The organism is Ruegeria sp. O11 (assembly GCF_056535285.1).
Map to the genome: position 1 here is coordinate 417,597 of NZ_JBQERS010000001.1, position 15,702 is coordinate 433,298.

Sequence of the window (15,702 nt, forward strand, 5' to 3'; positions counted from 1 at the left end):
CCATATTCCCCCCAGATTTTTCTGATCTGAGCCTTCCACGATGACCTTGTTAACCTGATCAGAAGGGTGCGGATACAGCCGCACCCGTTTAATCGGGAGGATCAAGATGGATCGCAAAGATCTAAAGCCGACAATACTGAACGGGGAACGAGACATTCTGGCAAAAGGCCTTTCACGCCGTTCGTTCTTTATGGCAGCCGGTGCCGCAGGTGTGGGGGCAGGAGCCTCAATGCTGAGCAGCAAACCAGCCGAAGCACAGTCTCAGGCTTGGCTGCAGCCGGGCAACAACAATCATGTGATTGATTTGCAAGGCTCGACTGGGCAGGCCAGCACGGGAACTGTTGGGATCGACTATTACGGTCACTGTGCCATCAAGATCACCTCGCCAAACGGAGCGACCGCGTTATTCGACCCTTGGCGGGATGATCCCTCGGGCGCATGGGGGTTATGGTTCCGCAACGAATTTCCGCAGATCCCCGTTGATATAACCATGTCCACTCATGCTCATTTTGACCATGATGCTATCGAACGGCCTAGCTCCACAATGGTTTTGGACAGGATGGCGGGGAATTTTGAGTTTGCCGACCTAAAGATCACGGGCTTTGCTGACAAACATGCCTGCGTTGCGCCGGGATGGTACGAATGGACCAACGCATTGGCCGAATTTGGTGCCGAAGCTTGCCCGCCCAACAACGTGGGCCACATGGATATGGTGGTCTACCTAGTCGAAACCGGCGGCATTCGCACTTTGATCTGGGGTGACAACCGTCACAATCCGCCTCAGGAGTTCTGGGATGCGATCGGGCAGGTCGATGTACTGACTTTGCCTGTCGATGGGTCGGAACATATCCTAAGCTTCGATCAGGGAAATGATATTGTCGCCAAACTCAAGCCCAAAATCATCATCCCGACACACTACCTCAATGAGGTTACGTCGTACACGCTGACGACGCTGCAGGCGGCAGACGATTGGGTCAAAAGCCAGCAGAGTTACAAGATGCTCGACAGCGCCAGCTTAAAGCTGGAAGCCGGGGATTTAGCGGGCATGAATCAGGAGTTCATGCACTTCGGCAACAACGTGATGACGGGTTGATTGCAAACTGAAACTGCCACTCACCCACGACCTGCGTCTCCTGTCCCCCCACCAATCGTGACGCAAATCGAAAGGGCCGGTCGAGGACCGGCCCTTCTTCATTCTTTTACGAGGAATTATTCGGCCGCAATTTTGATGACAGGCTCCATTTTAGCCAGAATATCTTCGGCAAGGTGACATTTGACCTGATGTCCATCCGCAAGCGTCTGAACCGGGGGTACATGGGACTCACACCGCCCATCTGGCACTTCGGACTTCCAGCGGCAGCGTGTCTGGAACGGACAGCCCGGCGGCGGGTTCATGGCAGAAGGGATGTCGCCTTCAAGAACGATATGCTGTTTCTCAACTGACGTGTCCGCGATCGGAACCGCGCTCAACAACGCCTCGGTATAAGGGTGGTATGGTGGAGCAAAGACTTGGTCGGTCGTGCCCAGTTCCACAACATGGCCCAGATACATCACCATTACACGGTCACTGAGGTAACGCACGATTGACAGGTCATGGCTGATGAACAGCAGAGTGGTTTTGTGTTCTCGCTGAATTTCCATCAACAGATCGGTCACCGCTGCTTGTACCGAAACATCCAGCGCCGAAACCGGTTCGTCCGCGACAACGATCCTCGCGTCTCCGGCGAAGGCGCGCGCGATTCCCACGCGTTGCTTCTGACCACCTGACAGCTGGCGCGGCATGCGATCGGCAAATGCCCTCGGCAGTTTGACAAGGTCCAACAGCTCAAGCATCCGCTTTTTCCGCTCAGCCTCTGAATTACCGACGCCAAATATCTCTAGGGCCCGAATGATCTGACGCCCGACAGTCATCGACGGGTTCAGCGTATCGAAGGGGTTCTGAAAAACCATTTGAACCTCGCCCACGGTCTTCGCGTCCCGCTCTTCGATAGGCACCTGTTCGATGTTGCGATTGTCCAGCAAAATTTGCCCGTCGGTTGCAGTTTCCAGGCCCATCAAAACCTTTGCAAAAGTGGACTTGCCACAACCGGATTCACCAACAATGGCCAGCGTTTCAGATTCATGCGCCTCAAAACTCAGGGTTTCGTTGGCCTTGACCACTTTAGTCTCACCCCCACCGAACAAGGCATTCGCAGCCACCTCATAATATTTCTTGAGGTTGTCCATTTTCAGGACAGTCCGGCCGATTTCACCTTTCTCTTTTTGCTCACCCACGGTGATTGGCGCATTCCAATCAATCTCCTGGAATTTCAGACAACGCGTATGGTGTCTGTCATTTCCCGGCACTGCTTCCATCAGGATGTCTTTGGCATCACAGCGACCTTCTTCGAAATAGTCGCAGCGCGGGCCAAAGTTACAGCCTGGGGGCCGCTCGTGGGGCAGGGGGAAGTTCCCCGGAATCGCCACCAGCGGGCGCGAGTTCTTGTCAGCTCCGGGCAACGGGATCGACCGGAACAGTGCTTGCGTATAGGGGTGTTGCATCTCGTCGAAAACATCCTTGATCGAACCACGCTCGACCGCTTCACCGGAATACATCACGCACAGCCGATCGCAGGTTTCCAGCACGAGCCCGAGGTTGTGCGAGATAAACAGCATCGAGGTACCGTATTTCTTGCCCAGATCCTTGACCAGTTCGACCACTGCGGCCTCTACGGTCACGTCCAAAGCGGTCGTTGGTTCATCCAGGATCAACAACGCCGGTTTCGACATAAGCGCCATCGCAATCACGATCCGCTGCTGCTGGCCACCGGAAAGCTGGTGTGGAAACGAATTCAGCATCCTTTCGGGGTCAGGAAGACGCACGTCTGTTACCACCTCAAGCGCGCGTGAATAAGCTTCTTCCGCACCGACGCCTTCGTGGATCATCGGAACTTCCATCAGTTGCTTGCCGATCTTCATCGCCGGATTCAAAGAGGCCATCGGCTCCTGATAGATCATTGCGATTTCATTGCCGCGAATGTCGCGCAGCTCTTCTGTGGACATTTCGCTCAGATCGCGGCCTTTGAACTTGATCGAACCACCGACTATGCGGCCGTTCTTGCCCAGGTCTTGCATTACGCCCAAGGCAACGGTCGATTTACCGCACCCGGATTCACCAACCAGTCCGACGGCCTCACCAGGTTGCACGCTAACTGAAAAATCCATCACAGCCGGAATTTCCCGCAGACGGGTAAAGAACGAGATCGACAGCTTGTCGATCTCCAGAATGGGCCCGTCATAATCCGCCAGTTTGTTCATCTTGTATCTCCTCGCGAGAGTCCGGGGGATCCCCTTCATCTGGCTAAAAATATCTCGGGGGATCCGGGGGGCTGGCCCCCCGGCCTCGATCACATCAGTCCTTCAGACTTTCTTCGCGCAGACCATCCGCCAGCAGGTTTAAACCAAGAACCAGCGACAACAGAGCCAACGCAGGCGGAAGGGCTGGGTGCAGATAGATCGACAAGAGTTTACGCCCCTCGTTGATCGTAGACCCCCAATCCGGGCTTTCCGGCGGAAGACCCAATCCGAAGAAACCCAAGGTCCCCAGAAGGATGGTGGTGTAGCCGATGCGCAGACAGAAATCGACGATCAGCGGGCCGCGTGCGTTGGGTAGGATCTCCCACAGCATGATGTACCACGGGCCTTCGCCGCGGGTCTGGGCCGCGGCCACGTAGTCTCGGGTTTTGATGTCCAGCGCCAAGCCACGTACGATGCGGAACACCGTAGGTGAGTTCACAAAGACCACCGAGACAAACACCACCAGAATACCACCCGGAATATCGAAGAGATCCAGATAGGTCGGCAGTCCCCAGATACGGTAGCTGTCGGTGTTAATGATGTAGCCGCTGGTCGAAATCAGCGAGAGATACAACCAGAGCGCAACGCCCAGTACTCCGATCAATAGCGGAGTCCGAAAGTTTGGCCGTGTATAGTACCGCGAATTCAGCAGAACACCCAGGAAGATAATTGGGAATACGAACAATACGGCGGCCATATAATTAGGAACGCCGGTCGCAACGATCTCGGGTGTGACCAGCAGGTAGAATAGCAGGATCACTGGGAAGGCCAGGATCAGGTTCGCAAGGAACGACAGAAGCGTATCCAGCCGCCCGCCATAGTAACCCGCAGGTAGACCAAGAGTGATACCAACCATGAAGGCAAACATGGTCGCCAGAGGTGCGATTTGAACAACAATCCAGGCACCCTTGACCATGCGACTGAAGACGTCGCGTGCAAGGTTATCGCCACCCAGTAGGTACCAGGCGTATTGACCCTCTTCCACACTGGCCAGAGGCGTACCCGGCACCTTGTTTTTCATGCCTGAGAGCTGAGCCAACGGGTCATGAGTGACGATCAGATCGAGCGCGCCGAAAATCCCGGTGAAAACCCAGAACATAACAAGGCCAAAGCCGATCATGCCAATAGGGCTGTCGAAAAGTTTGCCGTAAAGTCCAAGCTTGCGTTTGAACGCAATCGACATCGCATAGAGGATGATCAGCGACAGCCAAACTGGCAGGAATTGCTGGGATATGGCGCCAATGATACCGGCGCTGGTGCCCATCAGAATGCCCAACACAATATAAGCAACTGCGAGGCCCACTATAGCTAGAAAACTATAGCGCAGCGCGGCTTGTATCAGATTGCGAAGACCCGAGCTCGAACTCAGCGTTCCGTCTGGATTCACTGTCATTTGGTCTTCGGGCAGAACGATACTTGCCAGCATCCAGACAACGATGGACAAAGCCAAAAGCCCAAGCGCCAGCAACAGTAGCGGGTTGAGGAAGGCGATAGAGCCGGTCCAGGTAAGTGGTTCCATGATCTAACCCTCCTTAAGAAATGCGAATGCGCGGGTTGAGGTAGACATAGCCGATATCCGAAATCAGCTGCGTCACCAGAACCACAAAAACCGACACGACCGAAATCGCCAACAGCAACTGGATGTCGTTGTTGCCTGCCGCCTGCACCAGCGCCCAGCCGAACCCTTTGTAGTTGAACAGGGTCTCGACGATCACCACGCCGTTCAGCAGCCATGGGAACTGCAACATGATGACTGTAAAGGGCGCGATCAGCGCATTGCGCAGCGCATGTTTCATGACGATGTTCGAGAACGATACACCTTTCAGGCGCGCCGTCCGGATATACTGCGCCGTCATCACCTCGGTCATCGAGGCGCGGGTCATCCGGGCGATATAGCCCATTCCGTAAAGCGCAATCGTCAAAACCGGGAGGAAGAAGTTCTCGAAAGTCGGGTTCTCCATCGCTTGCGTGGCAGTACCCTTGAACCACTTCAAGCCGACAGCGGATGAAGTGAAAATCGCTATGAAGATAACACCAGAAACATATTCTGGGGTTGCAGTTGTGGTGATGGCAAAGGTCGATAGCGTCCTGTCGGTTGCTGAACCTTCTTTCATTCCGGCCAAAACACCTAAGATCAGTGCCGAAGGGACCATCAGCAACATAACCCAGAACATCAAACGCCCGGTTAATGCCAGCCGGTTGCCAACAACGGTTGAGACCTCATCCTTGAAGACGGTCGAATAACCCCAATACCCCTGCAGGATACCACAGAAACTGGGAGATTCTTCGGCAGTTTTCCCGGGCAGAATGCATCGGCCCTGAACGGTTCCATCTTCGTTCGTATGCCGATACGAAGGCAAGACCCCTAACCATTCACCATATTTGATAGGAGTGGATTGGAGGTAACCGTTTTTCTGCAAATAGCTCTCAACTTGCTCATCCGACATACGGAAGTTGCCCTGCGTTTTCGCAAGCTTTTCGAGGTTCGGGTAGAGGTTGGTCAAAAAGAAGACCAGGAATGTCAGGCACAGTGCAGTCACCAGCATGATGCCGACGCGCCTTAGAATGAAAAGTCCCATATTAGCCCCTGTTGGTCGGCCAGCATGAATGCCAAACGGCTTCATGCATCGCTGTTATTATGGTCGCCGTGTTCAGGACGAAAAGGCCGCGCCAGAGCGGCGCGGCCTTTGTGGTTTGGTTAGGAGATGATGCCGAACTTGTACAACTGCGGCAGGTCGGCGATGTGTTTTTCAACACCCACCATGTTGTCACGATGGTGGCGCATGGCGGTCCGCCAGTAGGGCTGGATGGTCACACCCTCGTCAATCATGATCGCCTGCAGTTTGGCCATCACTTCGCGACGCCTGTCGACATCCGCGATCGAGTTTGCCTCGGCCAGCAAAGTATCGAATTCTTCATTGGCAAAACCGGATTCATTCCACGCGACGCCTGACTTATAGGCCAGCGCCAGAACCTGAGTGCCCAACGGGCGGTGGTTCCAGTTGGTCGACGAGAAGGCGTATTTCGTCCAGTCGTTCCAGAAGGTCGAGCCCGGCAGAACCGTATGCTTGGCCTTGATGCCCGCGTCGTTCAACTGCGCGACCACCGCAGCGGTGGTGTTACGACGCCAGTCATCGTCAATCGACTGAACTTCGTGTTCGAAATCACCCATTCCGGCTTCGTCCATCAGGGCCTTCGCCCCCGCTGGATCATACGGAATGCGTGTCACAGCTGAATCATACTCCGGATGCATCGGGCCGACATGACAGTTATCGGCGGGGATGCCGTAGCCTGACATGCCCAGTTCCAAACACACTTCGTTATCAACGGCCATAGCCAGAGCCTGACGCACGCGCTTGTCGCCATAGATCTTGTTGCCATTCGCATCTTCAGCCAACTGGTTCGGGCGGATAACGATGGTAAAGCCTGATGGAATTTCGGAGCGGACGAGGCCGATGCCGTCGAAGATGTCGACAAACTCGCCGACCGATTCCCAGTTCATGTCGATCTCTTCGGCCTCATAGGCTGCCAGGAAGGCCGCCGGGTCGGTGCCGTAGTCGATGAACTCGATCCGGTCGATATAGCCGCCCTTGCCGGCCTCATAGCCCCACCAGTCAAAGCCTTCGTTGCGAACCAATACACCCTTAACACCCACTTCGTGGCTTTCCGGGATCATGAAGCCCGTACCAACGGGGTTGGAGAGCATGTCGTTCGCGTCAAAACTGCTGTGAACGATGGCGCCCGGATAGTCGGCCATGCCGGGGATGATTGTGATGTCGGGCGCGTTGCATTTCAGTTTTACGGTGTGCGAGTCAACAACGGTGATGGCACCGTCGGCTGCCTTCTGCGTTGACTCGTCGACCAGTGACGCCATGCGCGATGCCATCGAGTTACCCTCGAGCGACGAGTCACACCAGCCAGCGATGTTGCGCGCCACGTCTTCGGCGGTGAAGTCGTCTCCGTTGTTCCACTTCACACCTTTGCGGACGTTCAGCGTGTATTCTGTGGCGTCATCATTGGCTTCCCAGCTTTCCAGCAACATCGGCTTGAACGAACCGTCGTTGTTGTATTCGACAAGGTATTCAAGCCAGCCCGCAGTGAAGGTCGCAATTTGCGTCCAGTCATAGGTGCGAGGATCTTTCAATGCGCGCACTTCCATCTGGTAGCGAATGGTGCCGCCTTTCTGGGGCTCCTGCGCTGCAGCAGGTGATTGCAGACCGATCATGCCATATGCCGCCGGAACAGCGACGCCAAGTGCGGTTACCCGCGCCATGAACTCGCGCCGACTCAGATTGCCGTCGCGATACTCTTGAGCATGCATTTCTGCCGCCCAGTGCATCGGCTTTCCATTGATTGTCTGGTTTTTCATAGATGTCTCCCTGTGACACTAGTTATTAGGTAAAGTTCGCGTTGTGATTGATTGAAACGGGCGCTACGGCCAACGAATTGGATCGATTGACCGGGCCGCTGGCTTGTTTTCTTGACTATTGAACATCCCCATGACCTCCATTCGGCACCAGTTTCATTGCGGCGTCAATGTCGGAAATCGTCATTGATGGTACAAAAACGACATCAGGCGGAAAAGTAAGCCATTCAGGATTATTTCGTGGTGCGTTCGCAAAACTAGCCGAAAGCACCGCGGATCGAATTGACAGTCACGCTGCAAGACATTCGGTCGTTATTTTGGGGAGAAAACTAAGAAATCCAACTGCTTCCAATGCCCGAGGAATGCCAGTTACTGATGAGACGCGGCATCAATGTGGTGCCAGGATTTCATGCGGGCGCGAAACCAAGTTCGTTGTCGTTTGGCAAATTGACGTGTAGCTATTGTTGCCCGATCCTTGGCTTCTTCCTGGGACATGCGGCCTTCTAGGCATGCCATCAATTCAGGCACGCCAATGGCCTTGAAGGCTGGTAGAGAAGGGTCAAATCGGTTCTGCATCGCGGCCACTTCGGCCATGGCGCCTTGATCCAACATCTGATCGAAACGACGATTAATACGATCCAGTAACCAGCTTTTTTCGACGTCGAATACAATCGGAACTGTATTCCGAAGATCCAGAATTGGGGCAGGTGTGTCAGCCTGCCAATCAGCGAGCGGGCGGCCGGTTGCGGTCTGAACCTCCCACGCGCGTTGAACACGGGCTCGATTCTGGGTGTCGATTTTCTGCAGCGTTTGAAGATCAAGACCTTCGATCAGGTTTCTTAGTGATAATGCGTCCGCCTCGGCCCGAATTTCAGGAGGGGTTGCAGGTATCTCGGCCATCCCTTCGGTCAGCGCAGTGAAATACAGACCTGTACCACCCACAATGATAGGGCGCTGTTTTTGTTCAAGCAAAGGCGTGACGTCGCGAAGCCAATGTCCGGTGGAATAAGTCTGATCATATGCGACATGCCCATACAGCAGATGTGGGGCACGTTTTTCTTCTTCGATCGAGGGACGTGCAGATATGATGCGCCAGCAATCATAGACCTGACTTGCATCGGCATTGACGATCACACCACCGCAGCGCTGCGCGATCAAAAGCGCCAGCGCTGACTTTCCTGAAGCCGTAGGCCCAGCGATCAGCACCGGTTTGTCATCAGGAATCGGAGGCAACTGCGCCCAAAGCCGGTTCTCATTTGTATCGGCCATCGCTGATTGCCTTATCCCTGACTATCCGCATTGAACCTGCAGAGGTTTTGCTTCATTTTGCGCCGGAAAATAAACCCGTGCCAGCCCGGAGCGCAACATGAGCTTTTTCCCTTCTGACGAGACCACTGAGACCCCGAAAACAACGTATGACCGCGTCATGTTGAAGATTTCGGGCGAGGCCCTGATGGGGGATCAGGGATTCGGACTTCATCCGCCAACCGTCCAGCGCATCGCACAAGAGGTGAAATCGGTACACGATCTGGGTGTCGAAATCTGTATGGTCATCGGTGGTGGCAACATCTTCCGGGGGCTTTCTGGCTCGGCACAGGGGATGGAGCGTACGACCGCCGATTACATGGGCATGCTGGCAACGGTCATGAACGCGCTCGCGATGCAATCCGCGCTTGAGGCGGCCGGGGTCTTCACCCGTGTCATTTCGGCCATTCGGATGGACGAAGTATGTGAGCCATATATTCGCCGCCGCGCTGTACGCCACCTTGAGAAGAAACGGGTCTGCATCTTTGCGGCGGGAACCGGGAATCCATATTTCACCACTGACACCGCTGCCACTTTGCGCGCGAACGAGATGGCCTGCCAAGCGATCTTCATGGGTAAGAATGGTGTCGATGGCGTTTATGACAAGGACCCAAAAGAACACTCGGACGCGGTACGTTATGACAACGTTTCGTATGACGATGTGCTGGCTAAACGCCTGCGAGTGATGGATGCATCGGCCATCGCCTTGGCACGTGACAACAATCTGCCGCTGATCGTTTTTGGTCTGGATGAGCCCGGCGGGTTCCGCGGTATTTTGGCGGGTGAGGGCACCTATACCAAAGTCCAGGGATAGCGCATCAATTAGCACATAGACCGGGTCTAGCAGCCCGGTTCTTTTTTGGCGCTAGATATGAAAAATGTTATCAGCACAGTGACTTGACCTAATCTTTTCCGTCTGACTATCTGTTCCTGTTTGTTTGCAGCAAGCTGCCATCAGAAGGACTGCTGCCATAGCATGTCCTCTTATGGGGATGGCGGCCGGACAGTAATGCCTTGGTTGTTTTGGAAGTGCCCAGACCTTGCGCGGGCGGATTTCCGAAATGAGGCATGCGATCAGGGAGAGACGTGTGATGGGCACACTTGATATCGATTTCGTTAGGGCGCAATTCCCGGCCTTTTCTGAACCCAGCCTGAACGGGCAGGCCTTCTTTGAAAACGCTGGTGGATCTTATACCTGTAAGCCGGTGATTGATCGCCTGAACCGGTTTTATACACAGCGCAAGGTCCAACCTTATGCGCCATACGAAGCCAGCCGTCTGGGCGGCGAAGAAATGGATGAAGCGCGGATGCGGTTGGCCGCGATCATGGGCGTCGATACGGATGAACTGAGCTTTGGCCCCTCGACGACTCAGAATACCTATGTTCTGGCGCAGGCCTTTCGTCAGTGGATGCGGCAGGGTGATGCCATCGTTGTGACCAATCAGGACCACGAGGCCAATACCGGCCCGTGGCGTCGATTGGAAGAAGACGGTATCGAAATCCGCGAATGGCAGATTGATCCGGACAGTGGATCGCTAAACCCACAGGATCTGGAAAACCTGTTGGACGAGAAAGTCCGCCTCGTTTGCTTCCCACATTGCTCAAATGTCGTCGGCGAGATTAATCCAGTGACCGAAATCACGGCGATAGCGCATGCCGCGGGTGCGTTTGTCTGTGTCGACGGAGTTTCCTATGCGCCACATGGCCTGCCGAACGTCGGTGATCTCGGGCCCGACATCTATTTGTTCTCAGCCTACAAAACCTATGGCCCGCACCAAGGCTGCATGGTTATTCGACGCCCTTTGGGTGAGATGCTTCCGAACCAGGCCCACTATTTCAACGGTGGCACGCTCTATAAACGGTTTACTCCAGCCGGCCCTGATCATGCGCAGATCGCCGCGAGTGCTGGCATGGCCGATTATATAGGTCTGCTTTGCGATCATCACGGCGGGCCGGAAACCGGGGCGTCTGCGCGCGGTGGATTTGTTCATGACCTGATGCGCCGGCACGAAATTGCGTTGCTGCAGCCACTGCTCGATGCAGTCAAAGATAGGAACACTTTGCGTTTGATTGGCCCGTCCAAGGCCGAACAGCGCGCACCGACGGTGGCGTTAAGCCTAAACAAAAAGGCCGAGGCTGTTGCAGCCGAGCTTTCCCAATACGGGATCATGGCAGGTGGTGGCGATTTCTATGCGCATCGCCCTCTACAGGCCATGGGGATTGATCCAGATCAGGGGGTCCTGCGGCTCAGCTTCACGCACTATACATGTCATCAGGAAATTGATCAGCTTTTGCAGGCGCTTGACCGCGTTTTGTGATCCAATTTTTGTACCGGTTCGTATTCTTTTAAAAACAAGAGGCGGATATGGATTCCGGGCGTTCTCCGATCATTTTATGGTTCAGGCGCGATCTGAGATTAAGTGATCATCCGGCGTTGACGGCGGCGTTACGGTCGGGTCGCCCGATTGTACCCGTATTTATTCTGGACGATCAGGTTCAAGCATTGGGCGCAGCGCCCAAATGGCGTCTGGGGTTGGGTCTTGAGGCTTTTGCAATGACCCTTGATCAGATCGGCAGCAATCTGATCCTGCGCCGGGGGACTGCGCTGAACGTCCTGCAAGGTCTGATACACGAAACCGGAGCAGGAGCTGTATTTTGGTCGCGAGAGTATGACCCGAAGGCGATCAACAGGGACATGCATATCAAGGCGAGCTTGAACGAACAGGGGATCGAGGTGCGATCCTTTGCAGGGCATCTTTTGTTCGAACCTTGGACGATTGCGACCAAAGCGGGGCAACCGTTTCGTGTATTTACTCCGATGTGGAGGTCGGTGAGCGGACGAGATGTTGCGATGCCAGAACCGACTGCTGCACGAATTGCCAAGCCAGAACTTTGGCCTTCTTCTGATCGGTTGTCCGATTGGAATCTGGATCAGGAGATGCAGCGTGGCGCGACGATCGTACGACCGTTTGTCCGTCCTGGAGAGGCTGCGGCTTTGGATCAGTTGGATAGGTTTCTGGAAAATATTGATCACTATCAGGAAGCGCGAGATCGATTGGATCAGGTTGGTACGTCTGATCTTTCAGAATACCTTTCGTTAGGCGAAATCGGGCCGCGCACAATATGGCACCGGGTGCAAAACGCGGATCGCACTGGTTCGCGCGGGGGCGAGGCCTTTCTACGGCAGCTTGTGTGGCGTGAGTTCGCTTATCACCTGATGTACCATTGGCCGCATCTCCTGACCGACAATTGGAAACCTGAATGGGATGCGTTTCCGTGGAATACTGATCCCGACACGCCTGAAGTCCGCGCGTGGAAGTTGGCGAGAACTGGGGTGCCACTAGTCGATGCGGGGCTAAGGCAGATGTACGTGACCGGGCGGATGCATAATCGTGCACGGATGATTGTGGCGAGTTATCTAACCAAGCATCTGATGACGCACTGGAAAATTGGTGCTGATTGGTTTGCCGATTGCCTGATTGATTGGGACCCAGCCGCAAACGCGATGGGATGGCAGTGGGTGGCGGGTTCCGGGCCAGACGCAGCCCCGTATTTCCGTATCTTCAACCCAGAAACACAGCGCGAGCGATTTGATCCACATTCGGATTATCTGAATCGTTGGATTGCTGAGGGTCGGTCTGACCCGTCCCCAACCGCACGCGCCTATTTTAGTGCCATACCGCGGTCTTGGGGGCTTTGTCAGGAAGACAGCTACAGCGCTCCAGTGGTAGGGCTGAAAGAAGGTCGCATCCGAGCATTGGACGCGTATGAAACCAGAAAAGTTCCGGTAAGGAACTGAAAACTTGCCATAAACCGAATCCCGTCCTAGCTTTATTCTGCAACCGCAGAGGGGAGAGCGGATGTTCCTGACGAGCACCGAAGGGCAGGAGGACCTGCCAAGATATTTTGCACAAGTCTTCAAGATGCTGAGCCGCATGGAAAGCGGCCGCCTTGATATCGCTCTGCCGGATGGTCGGGTTTTTCGGGCGGATGCACCTAAAGCCGGTCCGGTTGCCCATGTGGATATCCATGATCCCGACGTCTTTGCCAGGCTGCTACGAGAAGGAGAACTGGGGTTTTCGGACGGCTATCTGGAAGGCGACTGGAGCACACCTGATCTGCGCAGCTTTATGGACTTGGTACATTTGGGAACTGAAACCGTTTATGACGATTTCACGGGCAAGTTCCTGGTTCGCGCCTACGAGCGTCTGAGGTTCTGGTTGCACCGCAATAACCGGTCGCAGGCGAAGAAGAACATCTCGTATCACTATGATCTTGGAAATGATTTCTATGGTATGTGGCTGGATGACACGATGACTTATTCCAGCGCCATTTTTGAGACCGGGCAGGAAAGCCTCGAGAATGCGCAGACCGCGAAATATGCCAGTTTGGTGGATGAAATGGGGGCCAAACCTGGGGATCATATCCTTGAGATCGGGTGCGGTTGGGGCGGCTTCGCCGAATATGCCGCCAAAGAGCGCGGGCTCCGAGTCACTGGATTGACGATCAGTCAGGAACAGTTGAAGTTCGCGAAGGAACGCATTGAAAAGGCTGGGCTATCGGATCTTGTAGATTTTAAATTACAGGATTATCGCGATGAACAGGGACAATATGACGGTATTGCATCAATCGAGATGTTCGAAGCGGTTGGTCGGAAATACTGGCCAGCATATTTTAACACTGTTCGTGACCGGTTGAAGCCCGGTGGGCAAGCGACATTACAGATCATAACAGTCGCGGATCACCGCTGGGAAGTTTACAAGAATGGTGTTGATTTCATACAGAAATACATATTTCCGGGTGGCATGCTTCCCGCCCCGTCCATCCTGAAAGAGCAGATAGATCAGGCAGGGCTTCAAGTAGTACGCTCAAAGGAATTTGGCCAAAGTTATGATCTGACACTGCGCCGCTGGTACGACACCTTCAACGCCAAGTGGGACCAGATTTCAGAACTGGGGTTTGATGAGCGTTTTCGCCGCATGTGGAATTATTATTTAACTGCATGCGGCGCAGCCTTTGACACCGGCAATTGTGATGTGACACAGATCACTATAGCTAAGCCAAGTTGAAGAACGGAACTACAAATGCCTACAGCTTCCCGCCTCGTCGCCGCGTTGTGTCTGCTGGTCATTGCGTTCCTTGTTTCAAGTATGATCATCAACAATGGTGAAGAGGGTAAAAGCTATGGCTGGTTCACATATGTGAACATGTTGTTAGCGGTGGCCTGTGGTTGGGTTATCATGGGCAAGCGGGCAGGCCGGGGTTGGACGGCTGCAGTTAACAATGGTCTGACTGGTGTTGCCGCGCTGGTTTTCTGGGGATTGTTCGTTCAAGGCACCTACGAGATGTTTAGCCAGGCGATGCGCCATCGGTATGGTGGCCCATTTGAAGCCTTGCTGGAAATCTTCAAGATCGGAGTGGCCTATGGTGAACAACTGCTGCCCAGTGAAATTTTGATTACGCTTGGTATTGGTGCCGTGGTCAGTGGGATACTTACCGAAATCGCCTTTCGACGCTGGCGTTAAAACGGATCTGCCAAGTCAGGGCTCCTACTTTGTCTAACCTGTTTTTCTACGGCACTTTGCGCCATGCGCCTTTGCTGGAACTCGTGATGGGTCAATCTGCGGACGAATTGTCGGCGAAACCGACAATCTTAGCTGATCACGCGGTGTATTCAGTAAAAGGCCAGCCTTTTCCAATGATCGTTGCTGAAAAAGGCGCAACGGCAGATGGCGTATTGGTGCAAGGATTGGGTAAGGACGAGCTTGCCCGATTGGCCTTTTATGAAGGCGGCTTCGAATATGATCTGCGCCAGCAAACGATCGAAACCAGCGAAGATGGGAATCATCAGGCATTGGTGTTCTTTCCCGAATCGGAGGCATGGAAGACCGACACTCTCTGGGATTTTGAGGCATGGAAAAATGATTGGAGCGCTTTGTCGATGCTGGCGGCGCAAGAGGTTATGGCCCAGTATGGGTGTGTTGACGCCTCGACGATTTCAAATAGTTTCCCTGCGATCCTCACACGGGCATGGGCCAGACTCGCAGCGCGTCAGCGAAGCACCGGAGATGCCCGGGACACCAAGAATGATGTCGTAATCCACCAACGCAACCACCCTTATGTCAACTATTTCGGTATCGATGAGATAGAGCTGCAGCACCGTCAGTATGATGGCAAGATGGGGCCTGTATTGCACCGCAGCGGCTTGATGCAAGGATCTGCAGTCATCGTCCTGCCTTACGACCCCAGGCGCGATACGGTTTTGCTGGTCGAGCAGTTTCGCGCACCTGTGTTCTTGATCGACGACCCCGAACCATGGATGTGGGAACCGGTCGCCGGTATGATTGACCCCGGCGAAACACCCGAGCAGGCAGCGTATCGTGAGACACAGGAAGAGGCGCATGTTTCTCTGTCTCGGCTGGAATATGCAGGTGGTGCCTATACATCCAGTGGATCGTCAACCGAATACGTCTACCTCTACGTCGGGCTGGGTGACCTGACGACGACTGTTGAAAGTGGTGGTCTTGCCACGGAAGGGGAAGATATTCGGAGTACAATTCTGCCGTTTGACGAATTCATGAACATGGTTGATTCACATGTTTTCAAGGATTTACCGCTTCTTTCTCTGGCACATTGGCTGGCACGAAATCGCGAACGTCTGCGCGCATAACTATCCCGGCTTGTGATCAAGTCAG

The 15,702-nt window shown here is 54.3% G+C and carries 12 protein-coding genes; 7 read left to right on the forward strand and 5 right to left on the reverse strand.

Annotation, left to right across the window (positions count from 1 at the left end):
- The first annotated feature begins 106 nt into the window (after positions 1-106).
- Positions 107-1,093 carry an MBL fold metallo-hydrolase gene (locus ACRZ91_RS02090; RefSeq protein ID WP_480902235.1) on the forward strand — a complete coding sequence of 329 codons (987 nt, stop codon included), beginning with the start codon at positions 107-109 and terminating at the stop codon, positions 1,091-1,093.
- Positions 1,094-1,209: 116 nt separating this feature from the next.
- On the opposite strand, the gene ACRZ91_RS02095 is transcribed toward ACRZ91_RS02090, so the two are convergent.
- The 5 genes from ACRZ91_RS02095 to miaA form a co-directional block, all read right to left on the reverse strand.
- Positions 1,210-3,297 (reverse strand): dipeptide ABC transporter ATP-binding protein, encoded by a 2,088-nt coding sequence (locus ACRZ91_RS02095; protein WP_010439616.1) that lies wholly within the window; start codon positions 3,295-3,297, stop codon positions 1,210-1,212.
- A 94-nt stretch (positions 3,298-3,391) separates the two neighbouring features.
- Positions 3,392-4,855, reverse strand: a complete 1,464-nt coding sequence (locus ACRZ91_RS02100; protein ID WP_170539278.1) for an ABC transporter permease — start codon at positions 4,853-4,855, stop codon at positions 3,392-3,394.
- Between the two features lie 13 nt (positions 4,856-4,868).
- Complete coding sequence (locus tag ACRZ91_RS02105; RefSeq protein WP_170469685.1) at positions 4,869-5,915, reverse strand: ABC transporter permease; 1,047 nt, start codon at positions 5,913-5,915, stop codon at positions 4,869-4,871.
- A gap of 119 nt (positions 5,916-6,034) precedes the next feature.
- Entirely contained in the window at positions 6,035-7,705 is a 1,671-nt protein-coding gene (locus tag ACRZ91_RS02110; RefSeq protein ID WP_170703268.1) for an ABC transporter substrate-binding protein, read from the reverse strand.
- A 366-nt stretch (positions 7,706-8,071) separates the two neighbouring features.
- Positions 8,072-8,971 carry a tRNA (adenosine(37)-N6)-dimethylallyltransferase MiaA gene (gene miaA, locus ACRZ91_RS02115; RefSeq protein ID WP_480902239.1) on the reverse strand — a complete coding sequence of 300 codons (900 nt, stop codon included), beginning with the start codon at positions 8,969-8,971 and terminating at the stop codon, positions 8,072-8,074.
- A 97-nt stretch (positions 8,972-9,068) separates the two neighbouring features.
- Here miaA and pyrH point away from each other — a divergent pair, with 97 nt between their 5' ends.
- The 6 genes from pyrH to ACRZ91_RS02145 all read left to right on the forward strand — a co-directional run bounded on the left by pyrH (position 9,069) and on the right by ACRZ91_RS02145 (position 15,677).
- Positions 9,069-9,821 carry a UMP kinase gene (pyrH, locus tag ACRZ91_RS02120; RefSeq protein ID WP_480902242.1) on the forward strand — a complete coding sequence of 251 codons (753 nt, stop codon included), beginning with the start codon at positions 9,069-9,071 and terminating at the stop codon, positions 9,819-9,821.
- Positions 9,822-10,098: 277 nt separating this feature from the next.
- The gene (locus tag ACRZ91_RS02125; RefSeq protein WP_480902245.1) at positions 10,099-11,325 is read left to right on the forward strand and encodes an aminotransferase class V-fold PLP-dependent enzyme; all 1,227 of its coding nucleotides are present in this window, start codon (positions 10,099-10,101) and stop codon (positions 11,323-11,325) included.
- A 47-nt stretch (positions 11,326-11,372) separates the two neighbouring features.
- On the forward strand, positions 11,373-12,806 hold the full coding sequence (locus ACRZ91_RS02130; RefSeq protein ID WP_480902248.1) for a cryptochrome/photolyase family protein: 1,434 nt from the start codon (positions 11,373-11,375) through the stop codon (positions 12,804-12,806).
- 61 nt (positions 12,807-12,867) lie between these two features.
- Entirely contained in the window at positions 12,868-14,076 is a 1,209-nt protein-coding gene (locus ACRZ91_RS02135; protein WP_480902251.1) for a class I SAM-dependent methyltransferase, read from the forward strand.
- A 15-nt stretch (positions 14,077-14,091) separates the two neighbouring features.
- Positions 14,092-14,532, forward strand: coding sequence for a TrgA family protein (locus ACRZ91_RS02140; RefSeq protein ID WP_170539292.1), 441 nt, complete (start codon positions 14,092-14,094; stop codon positions 14,530-14,532).
- 29 nt (positions 14,533-14,561) lie between these two features.
- Positions 14,562-15,677 (forward strand): NUDIX domain-containing protein, encoded by a 1,116-nt coding sequence (locus ACRZ91_RS02145; protein WP_480902254.1) that lies wholly within the window; start codon positions 14,562-14,564, stop codon positions 15,675-15,677.
- Positions 15,678-15,702: the final 25 nt, after the last annotated feature.